The following is a 21,142-nucleotide window of genomic DNA, read 5'->3' on the forward strand; positions in this document are numbered from 1 at the left end:
GATATTTTCATAAAATAGAGGCAGCTTGTCTTCAGTATCATGGCACACGTATTAGCAAAACTTAGAGACGTAAAGTTTGAAGATGTCAAAAACATGCTCAAGGCAGACATGCTAAAGCATGGCGAGCAGGGATTGTATCTAAAGCACGTTTGGCGCAATGCCGATGACTCTGGTGAAGTACTGTTTATTTTTCAAACTAACGACCTGAGTCGCGCACGCAAATACATAGAATCAATTCATGCGCAGGTGCTCAAGGAAAACCCGCAGGCCAATTTGCCTAAAATGACATACCTGGACGACAGATAAAGGCGTATCAAAAAAAGAGAATAAGTAAAGGCATACTTGACTCTCCTTCTTCTCTTCTCAATCTAGAGGAGACTGTCGTGTTGCTTAACTATCGACTGGAGGATTATGTGTGCTAGGGACTCTGGCATATATGCTCCAAGATCGGTATCCCGCAACATCAAAGAAAGTTAAAGCAGCAGTTATCTTGGCCGGAGCTACACTGGTTCTGGGAGCCTTTCTTGTTCTTTCTACGGCAGTCGCCAACATGATGGCTCCAAAGACAACGGTAGCAAAAGAATCGAATACCGGCGGGGACGACGCTGATAACGACAATAATCCTGCTCGCCTGACAGGACCTCTGGTCGTTGGCGAAACTCCATCGTCATATCCTGCATCTTGATGCCCCTTCAAATGACAGGGAAAGAACCCTAGATCATCTCTCTCTCTCTCTCTCTCTCTCTCTCTCTCTACTATATGACACAAAAGACCCATTATCAGTAAAACACTTTTTCCCCTCTCATCGTTCCAATTTTTTGAAATAGATCTCGGAATTCACATTGTCGACGGCGCTGCCATTATTATTACTGCCGTTGTTGCTAATGACGTGCTCTTCCCATGCGATGTAGACGTTGTCGCCTTCTGCAATTATCTGCGGGAATACGGAATTACCGGCGGTGGTATTGCTGATGTTTATGGTGTCTGAAAATGTTACTTCAAAATCATTGTTGCTTGTTGCCGATGTAAAGTTGGCCTCTCTAAAGTATATGTCGTATGCCCCCGAAGCATCGTCCATCCAGACCACATAGACATTGCCGCTGCCAGAGACGGCAATCTCCGGCAGAATCGACTCTCCCGTATTATTGCTCAAGGTCCAGTAATAGTAGGGAAAGGGGTTATTGTTATCTGTCGCATTGCTTTTTGAGAAATATATGTTGCGGTTTCCAATTGTTCCATCCGACCAGACGATGTAGGCGCTATTGTTACTAGAGCTGGCGTTGCCTCTGCCGTCCGTATTATTATTGCTGTTGCCCTGTTGGTCAAGGTTCCTGCCCGCTGTGGTGGCAGTAGTAGTAATGGCAAGGTGATGAAGCGGGCCTATTGCGGGATCAATCCGTGTAGTCATGACCGATGTTGGTTTGCTAAATGTAGTGCCATTGTCTTGGCTTGATGCAAACCCTATGGCTCCTGTCGTCGCGCCAGTTTCATTCCTTCCCGAGTGCTGCCATATCACATACACGCTGCTGTTATTTCCATCAACCCCTGTTGCTATCTGCGGCTTGTCATCCTGAAGATAGTTGTTGCTTATGTTGACTACTGGCCCAAGCGTAAGCCCATTGTCTGAGATATGTCTAAAAAATATCTCGCCGTCTCCGCGAGTATCGTCTGCCCACGCCACGTAGACATTGGAACCTGACAATCCTATGCGAGGGGAGTGTGACTCTCCCGTATTGTTGCTCAGATTTACGGGTTCGGCTAACAATGATCCATCCGGCCCGATTCTTGTAAAGAAAATATCTCCCTCTCCAACCCGTCCTTGCTGCTGTTGCTGCTGTGCTCCTGCCGTAGGTACTATTAACGGATGAACGGTCCAAACAACATATGCCGCAGCAGCGCCACCGCCTTCCTCGCCGTTACTTCCAGACGCTGCGATAATCTGTGGATTGCTGGAGTACAGCGGGTAAGCGAGCGATAACGACTCTGGTTCTGGAATTCCAGACGTGCCACCGCTTATATCAAATGGGCCTTGAAAGGTTCTTCCGCCATCATCACTTTTTGAAAACAATATGTGCGAGTCTTGCCTGTCTTGCGAAGCGGCGTAAACATTTTCAATCCATGTGACATAGACGCTGCTCCCAGAGGCAGCGATCTGCGGCGAGTAAGAATTCCCGTATATACTGCCGTTGTTCCGGATAGGCGCGCTGAGATCCACTGCCCTGTCAAAAGAGTCTCCGCCGTTTGTGCTCCTTGCAAAGAAAATGTCAAAACTGCCCAGTGACCCTGTGCTGTTGTCCACCCAGATTGCATAGACATTGTTGCCAGAGGCCGCCATCATGGCGTTGCTGCTGACATCTTCGGCTGTCAGGAAAAAGGACGAGAACCCATCGTCGTTGCTTAGGTTGAGAATTGAATCGTCATCATTGCTATTGTTTTTATTGCTGCTGACGATTGTTGCAGGCATCAAGCCTTTTTCTTCTTCTCTTTGTTGCTGTAGCGAGCGTTGTACCGTTGTCGTCGTCCCGTTGCCGCCATCTGACTGGAAATAGCTCAATGCTGACCGCACGTCATGAACCTCTATTACCTTCATGCCGTACTGCTTTTCCATCACATACGAAAGCGACTTTTCTTCTAATCTGCACGTGTTGGACTTTGCTGGCGTGTCGAAAGATGATGATGAAGACGATTCTGGATGTTGTTGTTGACAAGATACCTCCGGATAATAACTCTGGCCAGCTGGAACCAGCATTACCTTTGCCCCGTACCTTCCTGCAGCGACTGCCTTTTCGATAATCCCTCCAACAGGGCCTATAGTGCCATCCGGGTTTATCGTTCCCGTCATGGCCGTATAGTTGTTGACTGCCTTTCCTTCAAGTTCTGAAACCAACAGGACAGTCATGGCTCCTCCGGCGCTTGGGCCGTCGACGCCTCCGCCAAATTTTCTTAACATTTCTTCGCTTTCCGTAGAATTTGTGCTTTTTATCGTGAGTACCACATCTTTTGAAGATAGGTCTTCCTGCGTCAGTGATTGGGCTACCGACGCCGCGGTCCTAGCAGAATTCTGCCACATCCCTCCTGAAAAAATATTTGTGTTCACCAAGATGTCTCCTCTGCCTTCTCTAACATCTATCATTAGTTTTAGCACCTGGCCGGAACCCGGAAAAACCGTGCCGGTGGCTTGATCCGAAATAACGGCCAGAAAAGGAATGGACTGACTTTGTGCCTGAGAAGAAGGCGATGATAATAATAATGATGATGATGCATTGCCTGACGACGTACCAGTGTTGTTGCCATCAGAAATGCCCGGCGGCTGCTGTTTTTGTGCAATTGTTTGATGATGACTAGTGCTTGGCTGATCGGCTGATACAAACATGCCTTCTCTTTCCTGCGCTAACAACGCCGGCGAGGCAGCCGTGAGATTGGATTGAGTGCTTGCTGCAACAGGCGTCATGAACGCGTATTGGAATATGGCCAGAAACGAGGTAATAATTATCAGGAATGCCAAAAGACATCTGCAAGAGACGCGCACAAGAATACAAAAGCACTATGTGATATTAAAGAGGAATGCACAAGGGACGCTAATCGCCTTTTCGACTCGTCTTATGGTCAAAACCTCTTTGTAATTCGTAGGTAATGATGATGCGCGTGGTTTGTACGATTTCTCTTTACCGCCTTAGAGGCTGGGCAAAAGACAATTGGTAACCGTTAGGTTCTCTAATGTGAAAGAATCTTTCGCCCCAAGGCGCGTCGACAGGCTCCGTCTCAAATATCGCGTGATTTGATAAAAATTCGTCCTTCCTCATATGCTCGTAGAGGTCATCAACGTTCTCTGTATGGAGTATTATTCTTCCAAAATCGCTTCTGCTTCCTTGCTTCCCTCCTCTTTCTTTTTCTCGTTCTGTGCCTGTTGTTGTTTTCATCGCCTTTTCCAAATTTTCATCATGATCAAGGCTTTGCTGCTGGTCAACGACCGTGTAGTGATGATGATGTTTGTTGTTATCCAGCTTGACGGTCTTTCTACCTGCCCTCTCTGCCAACTCTAAATTGAGGTACGCCTTCCTCTCTCCTTCGCCTACCTCAAATGTTGAAAAGGCGTCGCTAGGGGCACCTCCATAGACAATTCTAAAGCCTGGTATTTTCGAATAAAACTGGCACGAACTTTCCATCTTGTCTACTTTGAGCGTAATGGCAGAAATACGGTAAACTCTCATACTATCGTCATCATCGCCTTCTTCTGTCTCTTGTCTCTCGAGAGAATTTCTCTTTGCACCAAGTCTTTTATTGCATGAATTGCTATTTCTCTTTGTCTGGGCCAGATAGGCTAAAACGCCAGCCAATGGCAGATGCCACTCCTCAACCAACACCGAGCTTTGATCCGATTAATCCGGAAGCAGGAGAATTCTCTCTCTTTTTTTTCTATATGAGCATATAATATGATGAGTAAGACCCACCGGATCCTAGTTTCGACCGTGTCCCACTTGTGTGCCTGCTACAGCGGTGGAACAGTTTGCTCGCAGCGATGATTAATAGGCATAAGCTCCATCAGCGGGCCTGCATTGATTGCACAATGTTACCTCTTTATTGTCTTCTGTTTTTATCGTCCTGACCTCGACATTTGACATGCCGCATTTTTCGCATTTTCCTATCATTATGTCCTGTCTACAAATATCTGTTGCACAAGTAATAAGGCTTGGCTATCATCATTATCATCATTATCAAAAACGTTAACGGAAACCCTCTCTGCTCTGCTGACTTTTCTGTATAAGATAAGAATAGAAATGAATTAGTAGACCAATTCTATGAAAATCACTTCCTTAATGTATTTCTGGCAAGCCGTAGCCCGTTTGAAAGAAATGAAGGATACGACCGTTTACACACTCGCAACTATTGGGGTAATAGCGGCGCTTTCTTATGCCATTGCTGTCGTTCCCGTACAAGCACAGATGCCGGGACCTCATTACCGTCCATATGCACCGTACGTTCCGCCAGCAAACAACACGGTGGCCGTACCGCCGGTTAACAACACTATTCTAGAGCCACCCATATGCGCTAATCTGCTTTGAAATCTTTTTTTAATCTGGCAAATTCAGTCATGCTTGACATCTGGATATCCTTGCTTCTGGTAATCAATCTAGAGAATGTTGGCCTGGAATCTTTTCCAAGCCGGATAACCTCTTTGCCCCTTCTCAAGATTGACAGCGTTACACCGTCGTCAGAAAGTTTGGAGGCAAACTCCGAGGCAGTCCTTAGCTTGTCAAACAGTCCTGTTTCGTCTTCTGGAACCTTGAAAATAGTTGGCTGTAAAAGGTCGACTGCAATTCTGCCATTGTTAGCAGTTACTTTCACTGCGGGTTCATCCGCAAAATCGATTGTAATTGCACCGGATTTTGCGGTCTTGAGCATTTTGCTTACTGAAGTGGCTATCATGTCTCCATCGTCGATGTGCAAATGCTTTTTGCTACCTGGCATGGCTTTCTCTCTATTTGATTGCTAGGCGGTCGAAGAGGCTGCTAGCGACCTTTGTCTGCTGTCTCCTCCCTCCATTACAGCGTCATGGGCCTCTGCAGTAATTACCACTTTGCCGTTAATCGTCCACTGGGCATTCCCCAGATCCTGACCATTTGGCCCCTGTGCCCGAGGCATGTCGACAGTGAGGTTGTCAAACGTATATGTTATTGAAGTTTCTTTACCTGTGAGCCTGTCAACAAGTTGTCCGATTACTTCAGCCCATTGGGATGACATTTCCTGCATTTTGATGGCATTCCTTTCATCTCTTTCTCTTATTTCTTGGCCGCTGCTATTGTTGCTGCTGCTACTACTCATAGGAATGAGTACATAAGCGAATTTGAATTAAAACAGTTTATTTCCGTGTCTCTTCTGTCTGCCTTTCTTTTTTATGCTGGACCCGAAAACTACAATCACTTGGACCTCTTCTGGCTCATCTGTGCGTCCGGTCATATGATAAAAACTTCTCAGGTTCTTGATTACCTGTAAAAGACACCTAATGATCTTGCAACCTCAAGTATCAGAAAAAGAGGCAAGAGCAAAGAAGAAGAGAACAAGAAGAAGAGCATATCACAGGCCAAAGAGCATATGTTGTATTTCAAAGAGATCTTTTTCGCAATCCACAAGAAAAAATGCAGAGGATGCCGCTTTAATATTTTCCATGTGTACTTTTTACTTCTGGCATGTCAATATCGACTTCTTCCCGGCCAATGGGCGTGACTATACTTGCTATCCTGAATGTCATTGGTGGCATTGTTATGCTTCTTGTTGGGTTGGGCGTAGCGGTACTTGGCGTAGCGCTCATCTTCTTGGCTCCAGTTGGAATATTCTTCGGAGGCATTTTTGCAATACTTGGAATTGTTTCCTTTGTCGTTGCAGGAGGGCTGCTCCAAGGGAGCGGATGGGCATGGACAGCGACCCTTATCCTATCAATTATCAGCATAGTGATAGGAGTCGCGTCTCTGGCCGCGGGAAATGCTAGCAGCATAATCAGCGTGATAATATCTGCAGCAATCATCTACTATCTCTATAGGCCATACGTCATGGCATACTTTGGCAAGTCCACCAAACGCATAGCCTAGTGCAGTGTGTTGTCACGTAGGGCCTTCTGCTGCCTCTGCCGCAATGCTGACACGATGCGTCATCCACTTCTGGTTGCCCGACGTGTCAGTTATCCTCACAGTGATGTTCTCATAATCCGTGTTTGGTATTGTCAGGCTAAATGTCCAGCTGGCATATCCATCGGTTGAAGTCGCCGGGGCATATCTGGTTCCAAGTATATCTTCCGCATTAACTGCCCTTACCTCGACCTTTGATACCTTTACATTATCAGATGCAGTCCCATTTACCGTGATGGGGGTGTTTAGCTTGACAACATCTCCAGATGCCGGCGACGTAATGGTTCCAGTCGGCTTTGTGGTATCTTTTGCTGCTTCCTGAGCAGCTGCAGAAGGAATTCCTTCCGCAACTGCAAACGACCCAAACGAAAGGAAATCTTCTATTCCCATCACCGTCACTGCTGCTACTATCACCGCGGCAAGGCCGGCCAAGAGATGATAATAATAATGGTGGTTCCTTTTCTTCTTTTCAAGAATTGTTTTTCTGTACATTTGGCATGATGTTTTGTGACGATTATTAAAACACAGAAGGAAAAGTATTATCTATAAACATAAACAGAGGTGGCCTCTACTTGAAAGCGCCATTACAGTATTATAATGACTAGCCAGTCAGTTTTATAAGTCGTTTCTGCAATGACCATTCTGAAAACGGAAGAAGGAAAGAAGAGAAGGATAAGATGACTAGCAGCCATGAACGTAAAGGAGACGATCCTGGCTATACGAGGCGCCGATATCAGCAGCGCCTGGACCACAAGTGTGGACATAACCAGGATAACACATGTCCTATTTGCAATAATTATTGTCATTGTTAAGTAGGACGGTTTTTTCTTCTTTTTTTAGATGTTTTCATGACTAAAAAATAAAAAAGAAAGAAAGGATTAGCTAGCTGGCGTCACTGCTATTATTATTACCTGTCTCTACCATTCCTTCTTCCATTTGCGCCTCTCTTTGATGAGCCAGTTTTTCTAGTTCGAGCTCATCATAACCCTCAGCAAGGTTTTCATTGACGTGTATGACTGCCTTGTTGGTATTTTCATAGGGACTTCCAATGCGGGACGGAAGACTGTCTGCTTGCTCTTGCGTGGTTATCACGCTCCCCGGTGGAACGAACTTGCCGTCAGGTATGACAACGCCGCCAGTTATCGTGCTTGAAACGCCTACGGCGACATTATTTCCTATCTTGGCGTTAAAGATCATCGCTTCCATGCCAACAAACGTGTCGTTTCCAATCCATGCAGGGCCATGAATCATGGCGCCATGAGCCAGGCTTGTACGGTCGCCAACCCACACTGCGTATCCTTTTGAAAAGGTGTCATTGTTTGCTGCCTGCAGTCTCTCTCCCTCTTGGGAAAAGCGCCTGCCGTCAATGTTTGTTCCGTTCTCTGTTGTCTCCAGGGCGTGGATGACGACACCGTCCTGCATGTTGGAGTAGTCGCCAACATGGATTGGCGTTCCTTCGTCTCCTCGGCATACTGCAGTGGGGGCCACCATCACCATCTTGCCTATGTGGCAATCGCCTATGACTATTGCATATGGGTGAATGAAAGCACTATCGCTTATCTGTGGGGTGCTTGCCTGCGGATTAAAGTCTGTCCTGACGTTGGTGTGGACGTTGGGCGGCCACGGCCTGGTTCTTAGCAGGCCTGTCGCAGCGGTTTGTTGCTGTTGTTGTTGCTGCGATGGCTGTACCAGGACCAGGGCCAAGGCAAGGATGGCCCCTATGGCCGCTATTGTAGATGCGATGTTTGCATATTTCATGACACAGGGTCGGCATCAGGTTATCAATTTAGAGATTTCCCTGAAAACGTAACGGGATTATATAGCATGGGCATACCAATCGGGACATGATCACTCGTCTGACGAACCTTGCCTCAAAGAGAAAGCGAGAGCGACTTTTTGTGCAAAGAAGAAGAACAATAGCAACTCGACATCTCTTTTTACACATGCCGTACAAAAAAGCGCGTGTATATGCTTTCTCTAATAGTACTTGGCGTCAGGCAGGTTCTCTATTTCAGACATTAGTTCCCATACTGACTGGGGTCTTTCTTCCGGGTGCAGGCTGAGCATCTTTAGTATCAGCCTGTCCATCTGGGGCGATATGCTTGGATGGAACTTTGACGGCGGTTCGATGGCAGGTCTCCTCATCTGGTTGTCATAGTGCGCCGGCCTCCTGCCCGTCATCAATTCATACAGCATCACCCCCATCGAGAAAATGTCAGCCCTGCCGTCAGGATTCTCTGTTGCAAACCACTGCTCCGGCGCGCAGTAGCCTGGGTCGCCTCCAACGTGGCCTATCTCTGCGGTGAGCATAAGAGACTTTTTGTTGATATCCCTGCCAAGGCCCCAGTCCGTTATCTTGATAGCGGTCCTGTAGTCATCTATGTACATGATGTTGTCTGGCTTTAAATCGCGGTGATATATGCTCAGGCTGTGGGCTTGCGCAAGCGCGTTGCATACCGGCAGGATTATCGAGTTTATGGACCTGTTGCGCTGAAACACATACCTATTGCGGAACTTTTCGTCCATGTGCTCCCTGAGGGAGCCCCCGCGCAAATACTCCATGACATACCACGGGCTAAAATCTGGCGGGTCGCCTCCAAGGTTCCACTGGTATATCCTGACTACGTTTGGGTGGTCCAGCGTAGCCAGTATCTTGATCTCGCGCTCAAAGCGCTTCTTGTTGACCACGTCGACGCTTTTTAAGAGCTTCATGGCGTACGTGTTGCCGTCGCTCCCCTCGACTTGGTAAACGTTTCCAAAGCCTCCTGACCCTAGGCGTTTGATTATTCTGTACTGCAAAGGCCTGTTATTGTAATATATCGCGCTTTTTTGCTATAACCATTACAGTACACGACACTTTGCACAAAAGCAAAGCACTGCATTGGCTGCGGGGCGTGACAACACCCCGTTGATCCACTACAGAATGATATCCTGCGCCTGCAACAAAACCTCTATACAGCTATGATTTTGCACTCTTTGCCCGATAAATCCACAATATTCTGAGATCAGTGCTCAGTTGTGATTTCATGCAATGATAAAAAGTTCCGGTATTATGTGCAATATTGACATGTTTAGTGATATATTCTCCCCGACCCTGACAATCAGGGTCACGGAGCGCAAGTAAATTGCAAAAAAAAGAGAAGAGGGGAAAGAGTTGTGGCTGCAATAAGAGATGACAATGAAGCCGAGACAAACAATATTGGTGATCGGATAAAGCGGCTTTTGCTATCCTCATCATCGCCACAGCCGACGAACATTCGCAAGCGTCTCGTTCTTGTCCTTGTGGCGGCAGTGCTGGTAGTATCAATTCCTGTACTTCTAATGGGAGTCTCTCAAAAGCCAAACCCCGCCCCGCCGATGTCCTCTTCCACCACCGCTACTACCACCACTACAACAACAAGAAACCCTTCTTCATCAAAAGACCGATTTGGAATTACCGAATTATATCCAACTTCTCCTGACGGAATGGAATGGTCTTCAAGCTGGGACAACGGGCACGCCAGAACGATTGGAAACGCGATAGACCCTGACGACAAGTGGTTCGATGCAGCACACGGTGAAGGCATGTATGCAATAGACGGCAAGGGCACGCTGACAGCATCTGGAGACTTTGTACGGATGTACGTGCATGACCCTGCCAAGGAAAGGGAATGGTCAGAGAATCTGGAGATAACTCTGTACGTCAAGAGGATAAGCGAGACGCAGATAGTGGACTATTCCGGCCTCCAGGTGTTTGCCCGTACAAACCACGGCACAAACGGCAACGAAGAAGTGAATCTCTGCGATGACCGTGGCTACGGCGGCCTCATAAACATCAACGGCGAATGGACTCTTGAAAAAGAGACTGCACACCACCTGGACAACGGCTATGTAGATGTCGCAGGACAAAGGCCTTCTGGCGACCTTCCAAAGAACACCTGGGTGGGCTTCAAGTACGTCCTTCGCAACATGGACGACAACACCAAGGTGAAGCTGGAGCTGTACCGCGACACAACGGGAGGAGCAAACGGAGGCAACTGGCAAAAGGTGACAGAGTTTGTTGACAATGGCGACAGTTTCGGCGCGGGTTATGGAGCGTGCAGGTCAGGCGTGAACCCTGCGCTGCCCCTCATACACTCTTTCATAAACGACAGCAGCGAGACAGGCAAGCCAATGCTTTCTGTGTACGCAAGGCACGAATATGGAACTATGGCGTACTCTGACTTTACAATAAGAGAGATAAGTTCCCTTTCATGATTGCGCGGTCTTTAAGGAGGCAGAAGCAACAGGCCCATATGTGCGCATGAGAGAAAAATACCCTAAATTCCTTCTGCACTATCACTCAAGAGGCTGGAATCATGGCTCTTTATTATTTGTCGGTGGATCATTGTAAGCGACAGAAATAGCAATGATTGAGGATGAGAGTAAAAATAATAATAGCAATAGCGTTGCCATAGACAAAACAAGACGCACCGGGATAATGTCTGCGGTTGTGGTATCTCTGGCGGCCCTTTTGATTTTTGCTACCGTTCAATCATCGCCACACGGGGCATCTGCTGCAGTGGCAGGGGAACAAGCAGCCAAGATAATTAATAATGACAATGCTGCTTTCGACAAAAGTGACAGCAGCGTTGCTGCTGCAAAGCAACAGCGGCAACACCAACAACAATACTGGCAGGAATTTTTGAAACTGGAAAAGGAATCCTGGCATTACAACTATAGCAAAGTGGAAAAGCAAAATGTCAAGGCATACCAAAAGTGGTACTGTGCAGACTTGCGCTTGCATGGCTACAAGGACTTTACCCATGCCTGCGACCGGTCAGCTTATCCCAAGGACGCGATGTGGCAGCACGAGCAGCTCAGGGACGAGATGCTCTGGAACAAGGCCAATCACCAGCCGCATCACGAGATAAAGAAGACAGACGAACAGCTAAAGTATTTGCAGAAACGAACAGAGATGAGAGACAGCATGACTCAGCACGGCAAGCCCGGCGATATGACTTGGCGCCATTACCTGTCGCTTGAAAAACAAGCTTGGCATTACGATTATGCCAAGACGGAACAGCAAAACCTCAAGACATTTCACAAGTGGTGGAGCAGAGGAGGGGAAAAAGAATCTGACAAGGCACACAAGATGTGGTTTTCCGAGCAGTATGGACGCGAAATACTCTGGGATAAGGCTACTACTGCCGCCACCACCACCAACAAGGGTGTTTCTGACAATGGAAGCAACAAGGGCTACATGCAGTCATGGTTTGAAGAAGCGTACCGCCAGCATAAAGCAGAGATAGCAAAAAACAAGTGCGTAAACCCGTGGGAAAGGACGCCCAGTAATGCGGCGCCGCTGTGGTCTGCGTGCTTGGATGCAAAAGGCTCTTCTGTACGCTAAGCGTGTGCAGGGTGCAAAGCCGGAAAAAAGTTTGGCGGCAGATAACGACATATGCTGTTCTTCAAAAAAATGTATTCTGCACCTGTCTGTCACATACTCTGTACCCTGCCTGTAGTTTTATCGGCTGCATAAAAGAAGTGGCCTGGCCCTGACAACGCCCCGTCAAGATGGATGAGTCTTTGCTCTATGGTCGAAGAAGAGTATGATAAAAAGTTCCGGTATTGTGCCTGCAATTGACACGTTTGTAGATATATTATTCTGCCTGTACCTTGATGATCGGGCTGTTACACACACATTCGTATGTAATACAGCATGAACCGTAAAAACTGAAGGAGAAAAAAGTTGACTATAGGAGACGCCAATGCAAGCGACAGCACGGGCAACCGCATAAAGCGATCCTTACTATTGTTGCTGCAGTCGCCAAGCACCCGCAAGCGACTCATTTTTGTCATCATCGCCGCAATAGTGCTGACATTGGCTCTGGTACTGCTGGCCGGCATTTTTCAAAATTTGCTCCCGACCGTGCCTCCAACAGCTGATCTTTTGTCGCCAAAAGACAGGTTTGGAATCACCAGATTGTACCCAACTTCTCCTGGAGGGATCGAATGGTCGTCAAAATGGGACAATGGAAACGCACGTACAATCGGCAACGAAGTCGACCCTGCAGACAACTGGTTTGAAACAACGCACGGTGATGGGACGTACGTGATAGACGGCAAGGGAACATTGACAGCATCTGGTGACGTTATCAGGATGTACATCCACGATCCTGCCGACGAGCGCGAATGGTCAGAGAATCTGGAGATAACTCTGTACGTCAAGAGGATAAGCGAGACGCAGATAGTGGACTATTCCGGCCTCCAGGTGTTTGCCCGTACAAACCACGGCACAAACGGCAACGAAAACGTCAATTACTGCGATGATAGGGGCTACGGCGGCTTGGTGGGCATCAACGGCCGGTGGGCCTTTGAAAAAGAATCGGCGCACCACTTGGACGATGGCTATACCCGCGCTGCAGGACAAAGGCCTTCTGGCGACCTTCCAAAGAACACCTGGGTGGGCTTCAAGTACGTCCTTCGCAACATGGACGACAACACCAAGGTGAAGCTGGAGCTGTACCGCGACACAACGGGAGGAGCAAACGGAGGCAACTGGCAAAAGGTGACAGAGTTTGTTGACAATGGCGACAATTTCGGCGTCGGCCGAGGTGCATGTAGGCCTGAAGTAGACCCCTCGCTGCCCCTCATACACTCTTTCATAAACGACAGCAGCGAGACAGGCAAGCCAATGCTTTCTGTGTACGCAAGGCACGAATATGGAACTATGGCGTACTCTGACTTTACAATAAGAGAAATCAATCCCCTTCCGTAATTGCCAACTGCGGCAAAGCCGGCAAGTTATCCGGACTATATCTCTCTATGTCGCCGGCTTGAGCTCTACAATCAAGCCGTCATCCCATCGATACTTGGCATTCATCAATTTTGCAACTTCTTTTGCTAGTCTGGGCTCATCCCTTTGCTTGACAATCCTTGCAGTCCCTTCAAACCTCTTGTCGCTGACTCTAAAGGAAACGTTGGGATCATGCGCAATGTTCTGGACCCAGTGAGAGCGTTCTCCGTGCTCTGACATTACATAATATTTGTCATCGTACTTGACAAACCAGATCTCTATCTGGTGTCTTTTGCCTGTCTTCCATCCCATAGTGTCCAAGTACAAGAATAATTGTTGTTGATTATTATTATCTGCAGCAGCCATTTGATTTTGGTGCTATTTCATATACATATACGCACACGTGCATATCTTGTTTTTGCAACACCGCGTCGACGCGGTGTTTTGGTGTCTTTTGCTAATGCGTTTCGCAGTCAGACGCTGAATCAGGGTCATGCTGCTGGGCCTGTTCGCAGTCAGAACGGCTGTCAAAGCACACATCTACGGTGCGTGTCTTGCCATTAAGCGGGTTGGTGATTGATACGCTGTAGCAATATTGCCCGCCGCCTTCATTATCTTGTCCGCCCCCGCCACTATCTCCTTCATTATTATTACTACCACCACCGTCGCTTCCTCCGCCCTGTATTCCCTTGCCGTCTCCACCGCCACTATCTCCTTCATTATTATTACTACCACCACCGTCGCTTCCTGCACCTCCTCCTTTTCCTCCCTCTGGTGCATTCTGTCCTTCCCCACCGTCGCTTCCTGTACCCTGATTGCCCTGCTCTCCCTTGTTATCGCCTCCCACCACAACCTGCGCTGACAGTGCCTGCGCTGTCTGAATATTCACCATGTATCCAATGGCCAACGTTGCTCCGAGTAATATTGCAGATATTGATGCAATAGCTGCCAGCCGTGACGATGAAGCGTCGTACTTGTTCCCCACGTCGTCAAATATCTGATTTTACTATTAAAGTAGAGTGCAAATTCCCGCTATATCTATACTATATTGAAGGATATGAGAATGTCTTTAGATGAGTGTGACCCGGATGGAGAGGCTACTAATGCCCTGCTGTTATAAATCATACTTGCCGTGGGACCCTCCTTATTCTTTTTATATGTATGCGTAATTGCGCCTGTCCTGCATATGTCTCTCTCTCTCTCTCTCTCTCTCTAATCATCCTTTTTTACTGCTGTACAAGCAGTTCCTTGCCGTCTTTATCTTTTACCGAAGAGACTCCGCCATAGATGGCGGGGGCATAATGCCCTTCAGTAAAGTGTTTGTTTGTTGCATTTTCATCCATGACTATGTTGATTGTGTGCCATTGCCTTATCATGACGTTTACTGAAACATCTGGCCAAGTCTCGTTGCCATCGGTCGTGATATCAATATGTCCTGGAATGGAAAGTTCGGATTGGGCACCTGCTACAGTCAGAGGGGCGGCGGCTATTTCTGTACGATTATTACTACTAGTATTATTGTTGTTCTCGGTCTGGTTAAAGAGCAGCGTGTTTGCCAAAGATGCGCTGGCGGCTCTGAAATTGAGCAGTCTGTGGGTATGAAAATCGGTACCGTCTGCCTTGACCATGGTGATGTTTGCATCAAATGATTTTGCAGTGCCGTTAACAACCTTGAGGTTCCATGCCCCTGAAATGACATAGGGCAGAAGAGTTACATTACTGTCGGCGGTGGCACTAGGGCCGCTTGCCCATGATGCAATCGGTCCGCTGGCTGTAAACGTTGTGACAGAATTGTTGTTGTTATTTGTTGTTTGCCGTTGCTGTTGTTGTTGCTGTTGCGGCTGGGTTTCAGTCGCTCCGCCACCTGCTTCTTCATTTGCGGCTATCTTGATGGTTCCTGTTAGAAACGGATGAATCTTGCAGAAATACTGGATGGTTGCTCCCGGTTTGTCATTTATTGAAATGGTAACATTTTTCCCCGGCTCTATAACGTCGGTATCAAACTGTCCTGTTGGCCCATTCTTGGCGGTTCCTGCGACTGCACTATGCTCTACAACATCCCGGTTCAAAAACGTCAACAGCGAGCCATCCCTGACTGTTATGGTTGCAGGATTGAAGGTACTCTTGACGCCTCTCTGGGCAGTGCCGTTGGCAATACTCACTGTATGATCTGCTTCAGTTTGCGGTTCTCCTTTTGGTGGTGCCTGCTGGGCCAATGCAAACTTGGCTCCTCCGCCTGTTGCTATTGTTCCTGTATTAGCAAGAGCGGCTATCAGAGCAAAGGCAGTGATAATAAACATCCCAGAATGATTTTTTGCATCAAGAAAACCCATCGACGGATCTTTCGATGTCATGATATTAAACAGGTATGAATGATCATATGCTTTGCAATGCGAGATGGATGTGTATTTTTTTATATCCTCGTGTCTTTGTGCCAGACTCGGCAAAGAAAGAGTTCCGGGTCTGAAATAAAAAAAGCGCCAATACATGAATATGCAAACGGTAACATGTACCTTCTATGCGCATATAGAATTTTTATATTAAAGTTAGATATAGCATACGATAGTGTATGATGTTATAAGCAATAGTTGTTGCTGCTTGTAATGCAGGACACCTATGGCAATGTTCAAGAAAAGTTCGCACGAGTTTAATACCGCGGCCGTCATTACCCCTCACGCGACCACCATCACCGCCACTGTTACTACCGCGACAACAGTATTTCTTCTCAGTCCCAGTGACAGTAACATAAGCCGCAGAAGGCTCTCTGTGAAAGGAAGCTTGATTCGTCTTGCGCCATTTTACCTCGTTGGAGGTTGTCTTTGCTAGCATGGTCTTGGCCCCAAAGGGCATCGTGCAATGTTCCACGGCATCTGTCCTTGCAGTCATGCTTGTTTTGTCGTCTGTGTTTGTTGGCATTGGTAGCAGTTATTATTATAGTGCAAAACCAGCTTTTGCGGCCTCCTGTGATTGTGTCATTTTCCGGCTTGATGACGTCCAAGATTACTGGATAAATAACGTCCAAGTTGCCGTCATGGACAAATTCATCAGCAAAAATACAAGACTCACTTTGGGAGAGATAATGAACTTTTTTGGGAGCGACTCTTTAGTGGTTGACAAGACAAAGCAGGAAGGCAATGCTGGACTATTTGAGTATGCACTGCATGGCTGGAACCACGACGACTATACGACCTTTTCGCAGAGCAAGCAGCAGTCCGAGCTCCAAAAGGCAAACGACAAGAGGCAATCCTTGTACGGCAAGAAATCAAACATTTTCATTACTCCCTACAACGTTTTCAACGCCAACACCCTGACTGCAATGCAAAACCTTGGCCTAAAGGTAATCAGCGCAGACATGTTTGCCAGCTACTATGAGGATAATCCTTCGACTCCACTTGCGCCTTCCGCCGACAACCGCGGAATCTACCATGCTCCCGAGGTGACGGCATTTAGCGAATGGACCAACAACCAGCATTTCCAGCTGACATCCAGCCAGATTCTGTCTGGCATAGATTCGAGCATAGAGGAGCGGGGCTGGGCAGTCGTGACACTGCACCCGCAGGACTTTAGCAACTATGCACCTGACGGGGTAACCGCCCTGAATTCCGTAAACGCAAACTCTATAGCGCGCATAGACTCGGTTATAAATGGCATCAGCTCACGGGGTTACTCTATAAAATCCTTCAACGAGCTTGTAGGGATAGCCTCTCCGCCTTCAGACACCACCCCGCCCGTGGTGACTGCAATGCCTGCCGGCGGCTCCTACCCGTCCGCACAGTCTGTCACCTTGACTGCAAACGAGCAGGCTACCATATACTACACCACCAATGGCAGTGCGCCAACAACGTCAAGCCCCATCTATTCATCGCCGATCTCAATCACTGCCACGACCACTCTCAAATTCTTTGCCAGAGACACTGCGGGCAATTCTAGCCCCGTCCGCACAGAGATCTACACCATCAGCCCGGGTACTTTTCCTGTAACCCGCATGTCGGACACGACCCAGACATACGGCCTCAGCCTGTATTCTGCCACCCAGTCGCACGTTGAATTCGTGTCTTCATCTGCATCGCAGCTGGCAGGCAAGAGCATAAATGAAATAACGCTAAAGCTGAGAAAGACCGGCGCTCCAACAGGAACAGTACAGGTGGGAATCTTTAATCCTGACCTGACTGTGAAAAAGCTGTTTGGTACAAAGGACGCCACTACCATCACGACGACGTACACAGACTATGTCTTTACGCTGTCTAGCAACGAGCTGTACACCATCCAGTCCGGCGACAGGATAGGCATCAAGTATGCTGGCGGCAATTCAAACAATTTCATCGCAGTGATGCTTGACCGTGATGCGGCAGACCCGTTTGACGGCACAAACACGTACCGCCAGCAATACGGCACTTCGTGGCTTGGCTACACAGGCGATGACATGTACATGATACTGAAACAGACGCATGGGTAAAAAAAGGAAAATAAAGAAAATCTCCAAATCTGATTCGAGTTAACAATGATGATATTGTTGCATTACATTCTTTGCTAGGCTGCAAGTATTGAAAATAGGGAGGGATATACCTCAATGTTTTTCTACATTCTGGCACTAGAGGGCAAAATATTACACAAAACAAACACAAACGAACACAGTCCTTTCCTACTTGCAATGGAATATTCTAGTCAACAATACCTATGCCTTGGAACGGTGATGGCAAAAAAAGTGTCATTGGAAAGGACGAGGAGAAGAAAAAAAGAAGAGCTGCTGCTATTATCGTTGCAGTCTTGTTTTTGGCGGTGCCGTTGGTTTTTCCTGCAACAACCCTGCCAATATTATTGCCGTCTTACGCAGCTACGCCGGATTCCAAAGAAAACCTGTCGAACGAGCTGTTTGTAAAATATGAACAACTGGCCTGGCATTACTCTTACCAAGAATCAGAAACGCAGAACCTAGAGTCGTTCAAGGAATGGTGGTGTCAAGACCCTGCTGACGATTCTTGCGCTCTTGCCAAGAATCCTGACTTTATCTTTATGATGCGTTATTTTGAGCAGAATCGAGATGCCGTAATCTGGAACCTCACCCAGCAGGCGCCGCAGGTAAACGTGCTTCCAAGGCATATCAAGTATCTTGTATCGAGAGATTATGCTGATGCAACAAACGTGGAGGGAACCTTCGCTGCGCCTTGGAAATCATTTGTGACCTGGAACCAGCTTGCGTTCCACTTTGACTTTGCCAAGAACGAGACGCAAAACCTCCAGGCGTTTGAGAAATGGTGGTGCGAAGGACCTGCTACTGGCTCTTCCGGAAATGTCGCCTGCAACTCCAATGCTGCAGCGTCTGGCCAACTCGTACCTATGATGTGGTTTAATGAGCAACACCGAGACAACATACTTGCAGCCAAGGTAATCAAGCAATTGGACGCTCTGGCAAACAAGTCAAAGATAGCAGGGTGGATCTCGATGGATTATCAGTGTGCCATTGAGAAGAACGCAAATGCCTGCGACATGATGACTGCAGCGGATGATAAAGTACAGTAAACAATCTACCTACCTACCTACCTACTGCTTTATTCCAAGTCGATGAAAATGTTTCCCGGCCTGCCGTTTGCGCGCAACCCTATCCTCAGCTTGCCTTCGCCGTACTCGATGTCTCCTATGCTGTCCTTGAACCCGCGGGAGGCAAGGTGTATGCGGCTTGATTTCAAGTTAATCGCGTACGTCCCGTTGTCGCTTTCCGTGGCAGAAACGAATCTGACCATCTTTTCATTGACAAGCTCAAACAGCTCCCTGCATACCGGATTTACTATCTCCCACGCTTGCGCTTCTGAAAGCTCTTTTGGCATTTCTTACTGGATTGTTTGTCCTTGCAGCCCGGATAAATAATAATATGTTGTGATTGTAAGCACGCATACTAGCTATTATTATTCTGCCGCTTGCAAGTCTCTTTACCGTCTCTGCTGATTTTAATACGCCGGCGCGTACATAACGTACGGTAAAAATGGCTACCACTGCCGGTGGGCGCTTTGTGGCCCACCCGTCCTCCAAAATAGGCTACGTCAGCTTAAACGTATCAGACATCTCGCAGTCGCTTGAATTCTACGAGTCTGTCCTTGGGTTCAAGGTACTGGGCAGGCAATCGTCCGCCGGCGACAGGGCGCTTCTCTCCGTTGACAACAACACTGCGCACCTCCTGGAATTGCGCAAGGCCGCAAAAAAAGAAGGAGCAGAGCAGCAAAAAAGGGCAGGACTTTACCACTTTGCCATACTCTTGCCAGAAAGGAAATTCCTTGCTGACGCGCTTGCATTCCTTGGCAGAGAAACGCGCGGCCAGGTTCACTTTGACGGCATGGCCGACCACAGCGTTTCAGAGTCCGTGTACATCCGCGACCCGGATTTTAACGGCATCGAGATCTACCGGGACAGGTCACGCTCGGAATGGCAGGTGACATCCAGCAGGCAAATCAAGATGGTGACAGAAAGGCTTGACACAGAAGGCTTGCTGGCGCAGGCTACTGCGGCAGGCTGGAAGGGTATGCCTGCGGGGACCACGATAGGCCACGTACACCTGCATGTGCGCGACCTTGGCAGGGCGATGCAGTTTTACTCGCAGATTCTTGGCCTTGGCCTTACGTTTACCTTTCCCGGCGCATACTTTTTTGCCGCGGGAGGCTACCACCATCACGTCGCAACCAACACGTGGCTTGGCCAAAACATTTCTGCTGCTGCCTTGCCTGAGGAAGCAGTGGTAGGATTGAACCACTTTGCGATAAAGGTTCCAGATGAAAAAGAGGAGCTAGGAAGGGCGGCGAGCAACCTGTTGCGGCACGGTGTGCTGGTGTCGCAAGAACAGAATTCTGCTACAGGGCGCGATCCTGACGGCATAACTGTCAAGCTGTATAGATAGATAATAATATGCCACAGAGCAGATCTCAGTGCGCAGGGATTATGTTACTGCTGTGCTGTTTTGTCCTCTTTTTTACGCGCAATGGCAGTTTGCAGCAGGGGCACCGGCAGCTGTCCCACTTTATGTAGACGTCGCAGGATGAGCACCTCTTGTAGCCCAGGCTGTACGCCGAGTTCTTGCCTCCGCCAATAGTCTCCAGCCGGGCGCAGAGCCCCCTGCAACCAAGGACCAACTGGTTGTGTCTAGGCTGGAATCGGTACTTATGCATCAGGTACGCATTGCAATCGCCTGCAAGCGTTTCAGCATCGTTATTATAGTTCAACCGCGAAAAACCTTCCACACTCCATGACAGATGATTCTAAAAAGACAGTCACGATGACATTCCGCATCGAAGAAGGCGTCATGGGCAAGCTCAGGTCCGAGTCTGAAAAGAGAGAAGTCAGCCTCAACACGCTTGTCAACCAGATACTGAAGCGCTTTGTTGAATGGGACGTGTACGAGCCCAAGATCGGCATGATACCAATAGCAAGGCCCATAGTGCACACGCTCTTTGAAAACATGGAGAGGGAGGAGATAATCGAGATGGCGCAAAAGGTGGGCAAGGGCGTGGTCCACGACATCGCGCTTTTCATGAAGACGAGGATGGACCTCTCGTCGTTTCTGTCGTGGCTTGAAACCCGGATGAAGAGCTCGTCTATCGAGTTTTCTCACAGCGAAAACGAAGGCCGGCACGTCTTTGTGATGAAGCACGACCTGGGATACAACTGGTCGCTCTACCACAAGACGCTCTTGGAGCAGATATTCAACGAGATCCTGAACAGGCGCGTCGATATCGTGACTTCAAACACCATGCTCACGCTCACCGTCGACGAATAG

The 21,142-nt window shown here is 48.0% G+C and carries 22 protein-coding genes; 10 read left to right on the forward strand and 12 right to left on the reverse strand.

What is annotated here, in order from left to right; all coding sequences use genetic code 11:
• Window positions 1–39 precede the first annotated feature (39 nt).
• Together NTE_RS02410 and NTE_RS02415 are read left to right on the forward strand one after the other, a co-directional pair.
• Window positions 40–306: a hypothetical protein gene (locus tag NTE_RS02410; protein WP_148699578.1), complete on the forward strand. Its 267-nt coding sequence runs from the start codon at window positions 40–42 to the stop codon at window positions 304–306.
• A 184-nt stretch (window positions 307–490) separates the two neighbouring features.
• Window positions 491–685, forward strand: coding sequence for a hypothetical protein (locus NTE_RS02415; protein WP_148699579.1), 195 nt, complete (start codon window positions 491–493; stop codon window positions 683–685).
• A gap of 117 nt (window positions 686–802) precedes the next feature.
• On the opposite strand, the gene NTE_RS02420 is transcribed toward NTE_RS02415, so the two are convergent.
• The 4 genes from NTE_RS02420 to NTE_RS02435 all read right to left on the reverse strand — a co-directional run bounded on the left by NTE_RS02420 (window position 803) and on the right by NTE_RS02435 (window position 5,823).
• Entirely contained in the window at window positions 803–3,505 is a 2,703-nt protein-coding gene (locus NTE_RS02420) for a sialidase family protein (protein WP_148699580.1), read from the reverse strand.
• 160 nt (window positions 3,506–3,665) lie between these two features.
• A complete protein-coding gene (locus tag NTE_RS02425) occupies window positions 3,666–4,361 on the reverse strand; it encodes a VOC family protein (RefSeq protein WP_148699581.1) in 696 nt (231 codons plus the stop codon).
• A 688-nt stretch (window positions 4,362–5,049) separates the two neighbouring features.
• Complete coding sequence (locus NTE_RS02430) at window positions 5,050–5,427, reverse strand: hypothetical protein (RefSeq protein WP_148699582.1); 378 nt, start codon at window positions 5,425–5,427, stop codon at window positions 5,050–5,052.
• A 63-nt stretch (window positions 5,428–5,490) separates the two neighbouring features.
• A complete protein-coding gene (locus NTE_RS02435; protein WP_148699583.1) occupies window positions 5,491–5,823 on the reverse strand; it encodes a hypothetical protein in 333 nt (110 codons plus the stop codon).
• Window positions 5,824–6,188: 365 nt separating this feature from the next.
• On the opposite strand from NTE_RS02435, the gene NTE_RS02440 reads away from it, so the two are divergent.
• Window positions 6,189–6,587, forward strand: coding sequence for a hypothetical protein (locus tag NTE_RS02440; protein WP_148699584.1), 399 nt, complete (start codon window positions 6,189–6,191; stop codon window positions 6,585–6,587).
• Between the two features lie 12 nt (window positions 6,588–6,599).
• On the opposite strand, the gene NTE_RS02445 is transcribed toward NTE_RS02440, so the two are convergent.
• The 3 genes from NTE_RS02445 to NTE_RS02455 form a co-directional block, all read right to left on the reverse strand.
• Complete coding sequence (locus NTE_RS02445) at window positions 6,600–7,115, reverse strand: Ig-like domain-containing protein (protein WP_148699585.1); 516 nt, start codon at window positions 7,113–7,115, stop codon at window positions 6,600–6,602.
• A gap of 390 nt (window positions 7,116–7,505) precedes the next feature.
• Window positions 7,506–8,381: an LbetaH domain-containing protein gene (locus NTE_RS02450; RefSeq protein WP_148699586.1), complete on the reverse strand. Its 876-nt coding sequence runs from the start codon at window positions 8,379–8,381 to the stop codon at window positions 7,506–7,508.
• A 219-nt stretch (window positions 8,382–8,600) separates the two neighbouring features.
• Window positions 8,601–9,422 (reverse strand): serine/threonine protein kinase, encoded by an 822-nt coding sequence (locus NTE_RS02455; RefSeq protein WP_158385029.1) that lies wholly within the window; start codon window positions 9,420–9,422, stop codon window positions 8,601–8,603.
• Between the two features lie 357 nt (window positions 9,423–9,779).
• Between NTE_RS02455 and NTE_RS02460 the strand changes: the two genes are divergently transcribed.
• From NTE_RS02460 to NTE_RS02470, 3 genes are all read left to right on the forward strand, one after another.
• A complete protein-coding gene (locus tag NTE_RS02460) occupies window positions 9,780–10,859 on the forward strand; it encodes a hypothetical protein (RefSeq protein ID WP_148699588.1) in 1,080 nt (359 codons plus the stop codon).
• Window positions 10,860–11,010: 151 nt separating this feature from the next.
• Window positions 11,011–11,991: a hypothetical protein gene (locus NTE_RS02465; RefSeq protein ID WP_148699589.1), complete on the forward strand. Its 981-nt coding sequence runs from the start codon at window positions 11,011–11,013 to the stop codon at window positions 11,989–11,991.
• 342 nt (window positions 11,992–12,333) lie between these two features.
• Complete coding sequence (locus NTE_RS02470; RefSeq protein WP_148699590.1) at window positions 12,334–13,362, forward strand: hypothetical protein; 1,029 nt, start codon at window positions 12,334–12,336, stop codon at window positions 13,360–13,362.
• Window positions 13,363–13,407: 45 nt separating this feature from the next.
• Here NTE_RS02470 and NTE_RS02475 read toward each other — a convergent pair whose 3' ends face one another.
• From NTE_RS02475 to NTE_RS02485, 3 genes are all read right to left on the reverse strand, one after another.
• Window positions 13,408–13,746: a nitroreductase/quinone reductase family protein gene (locus NTE_RS02475; RefSeq protein WP_148699591.1), complete on the reverse strand. Its 339-nt coding sequence runs from the start codon at window positions 13,744–13,746 to the stop codon at window positions 13,408–13,410.
• Between the two features lie 91 nt (window positions 13,747–13,837).
• The gene (locus NTE_RS16285; RefSeq protein WP_158385031.1) at window positions 13,838–14,365 is read right to left on the reverse strand and encodes a hypothetical protein; all 528 of its coding nucleotides are present in this window, start codon (window positions 14,363–14,365) and stop codon (window positions 13,838–13,840) included.
• 241 nt (window positions 14,366–14,606) lie between these two features.
• Window positions 14,607–15,713, reverse strand: a complete 1,107-nt coding sequence (locus NTE_RS02485; RefSeq protein WP_226987128.1) for a cupredoxin domain-containing protein — start codon at window positions 15,711–15,713, stop codon at window positions 14,607–14,609.
• A gap of 494 nt (window positions 15,714–16,207) precedes the next feature.
• Here NTE_RS02485 and NTE_RS02490 point away from each other — a divergent pair, with 494 nt between their 5' ends.
• Both NTE_RS02490 and NTE_RS02495 read left to right on the forward strand, forming a co-directional pair.
• Window positions 16,208–17,836, forward strand: coding sequence for a chitobiase/beta-hexosaminidase C-terminal domain-containing protein (locus NTE_RS02490; protein WP_148699593.1), 1,629 nt, complete (start codon window positions 16,208–16,210; stop codon window positions 17,834–17,836).
• A 221-nt stretch (window positions 17,837–18,057) separates the two neighbouring features.
• A complete protein-coding gene (locus tag NTE_RS02495) occupies window positions 18,058–18,900 on the forward strand; it encodes a hypothetical protein (RefSeq protein WP_148699594.1) in 843 nt (280 codons plus the stop codon).
• A gap of 29 nt (window positions 18,901–18,929) precedes the next feature.
• Here the strand turns inward: NTE_RS02495 and NTE_RS02500 are convergent, their stop codons facing one another.
• Window positions 18,930–19,205 carry a hypothetical protein gene (locus tag NTE_RS02500; protein WP_148699595.1) on the reverse strand — a complete coding sequence of 92 codons (276 nt, stop codon included), beginning with the start codon at window positions 19,203–19,205 and terminating at the stop codon, window positions 18,930–18,932.
• A gap of 155 nt (window positions 19,206–19,360) precedes the next feature.
• Between NTE_RS02500 and NTE_RS02505 the strand changes: the two genes are divergently transcribed.
• Window positions 19,361–20,266: a VOC family protein gene (locus tag NTE_RS02505; RefSeq protein ID WP_148699596.1), complete on the forward strand. Its 906-nt coding sequence runs from the start codon at window positions 19,361–19,363 to the stop codon at window positions 20,264–20,266.
• Between the two features lie 25 nt (window positions 20,267–20,291).
• Here NTE_RS02505 and NTE_RS02510 read toward each other — a convergent pair whose 3' ends face one another.
• Window positions 20,292–20,588 (reverse strand): hypothetical protein, encoded by a 297-nt coding sequence (locus NTE_RS02510; protein ID WP_148699597.1) that lies wholly within the window; start codon window positions 20,586–20,588, stop codon window positions 20,292–20,294.
• A gap of 23 nt (window positions 20,589–20,611) precedes the next feature.
• Between NTE_RS02510 and NTE_RS02515 the strand changes: the two genes are divergently transcribed.
• The gene (locus NTE_RS02515) at window positions 20,612–21,142 is read left to right on the forward strand and encodes a hypothetical protein (RefSeq protein ID WP_148699598.1); all 531 of its coding nucleotides are present in this window, start codon (window positions 20,612–20,614) and stop codon (window positions 21,140–21,142) included.

This window comes from Candidatus Nitrososphaera evergladensis SR1 (genome assembly GCF_000730285.1).
In the GTDB taxonomy this organism is placed as follows: Archaea; Thermoproteota; Nitrososphaeria; order Nitrososphaerales; family Nitrososphaeraceae; genus Nitrososphaera; species Nitrososphaera evergladensis.

What these genes read in the sequence shown, in the direction of transcription:
- NTE_RS02495 (WP_148699594.1), top strand. Translation starts at nt 18,058, where the DNA reads ATGCCTTGGAACGGTGATGGCAAAAAAAGTGTCATTGGAAAGGACGAG.
- NTE_RS02500 (WP_148699595.1), bottom strand. Translation starts at nt 19,205, where the DNA reads ATGCCAAAAGAGCTTTCAGAAGCGCAAGCGTGGGAGATAGTAAATCCG.
- NTE_RS02430 (WP_148699582.1), bottom strand. Translation starts at nt 5,427, where the DNA reads ATGATAGCCACTTCAGTAAGCAAAATGCTCAAGACCGCAAAATCCGGT.
- NTE_RS02465 (WP_148699589.1), top strand. Translation starts at nt 11,011, where the DNA reads ATGATTGAGGATGAGAGTAAAAATAATAATAGCAATAGCGTTGCCATA.
- NTE_RS02445 (WP_148699585.1), bottom strand. Translation starts at nt 7,115, where the DNA reads ATGTACAGAAAAACAATTCTTGAAAAGAAGAAAAGGAACCACCATTAT.
- NTE_RS02410 (WP_148699578.1), top strand. Translation starts at nt 40, where the DNA reads ATGGCACACGTATTAGCAAAACTTAGAGACGTAAAGTTTGAAGATGTC.
- NTE_RS02435 (WP_148699583.1), bottom strand. Translation starts at nt 5,823, where the DNA reads ATGAGTAGTAGCAGCAGCAACAATAGCAGCGGCCAAGAAATAAGAGAA.
- NTE_RS02440 (WP_148699584.1), top strand. Translation starts at nt 6,189, where the DNA reads ATGTCAATATCGACTTCTTCCCGGCCAATGGGCGTGACTATACTTGCT.
- NTE_RS02450 (WP_148699586.1), bottom strand. Translation starts at nt 8,381, where the DNA reads ATGAAATATGCAAACATCGCATCTACAATAGCGGCCATAGGGGCCATC.
- NTE_RS02485 (WP_226987128.1), bottom strand. Translation starts at nt 15,713, where the DNA reads ATGGGTTTTCTTGATGCAAAAAATCATTCTGGGATGTTTATTATCACT.
- NTE_RS02475 (WP_148699591.1), bottom strand. Translation starts at nt 13,746, where the DNA reads ATGGCTGCTGCAGATAATAATAATCAACAACAATTATTCTTGTACTTG.
- NTE_RS02490 (WP_148699593.1), top strand. Translation starts at nt 16,208, where the DNA reads ATGGTCTTGGCCCCAAAGGGCATCGTGCAATGTTCCACGGCATCTGTC.
- NTE_RS02515 (WP_148699598.1), top strand. Translation starts at nt 20,612, where the DNA reads ATGACAGATGATTCTAAAAAGACAGTCACGATGACATTCCGCATCGAA.
- NTE_RS02505 (WP_148699596.1), top strand. Translation starts at nt 19,361, where the DNA reads ATGGCTACCACTGCCGGTGGGCGCTTTGTGGCCCACCCGTCCTCCAAA.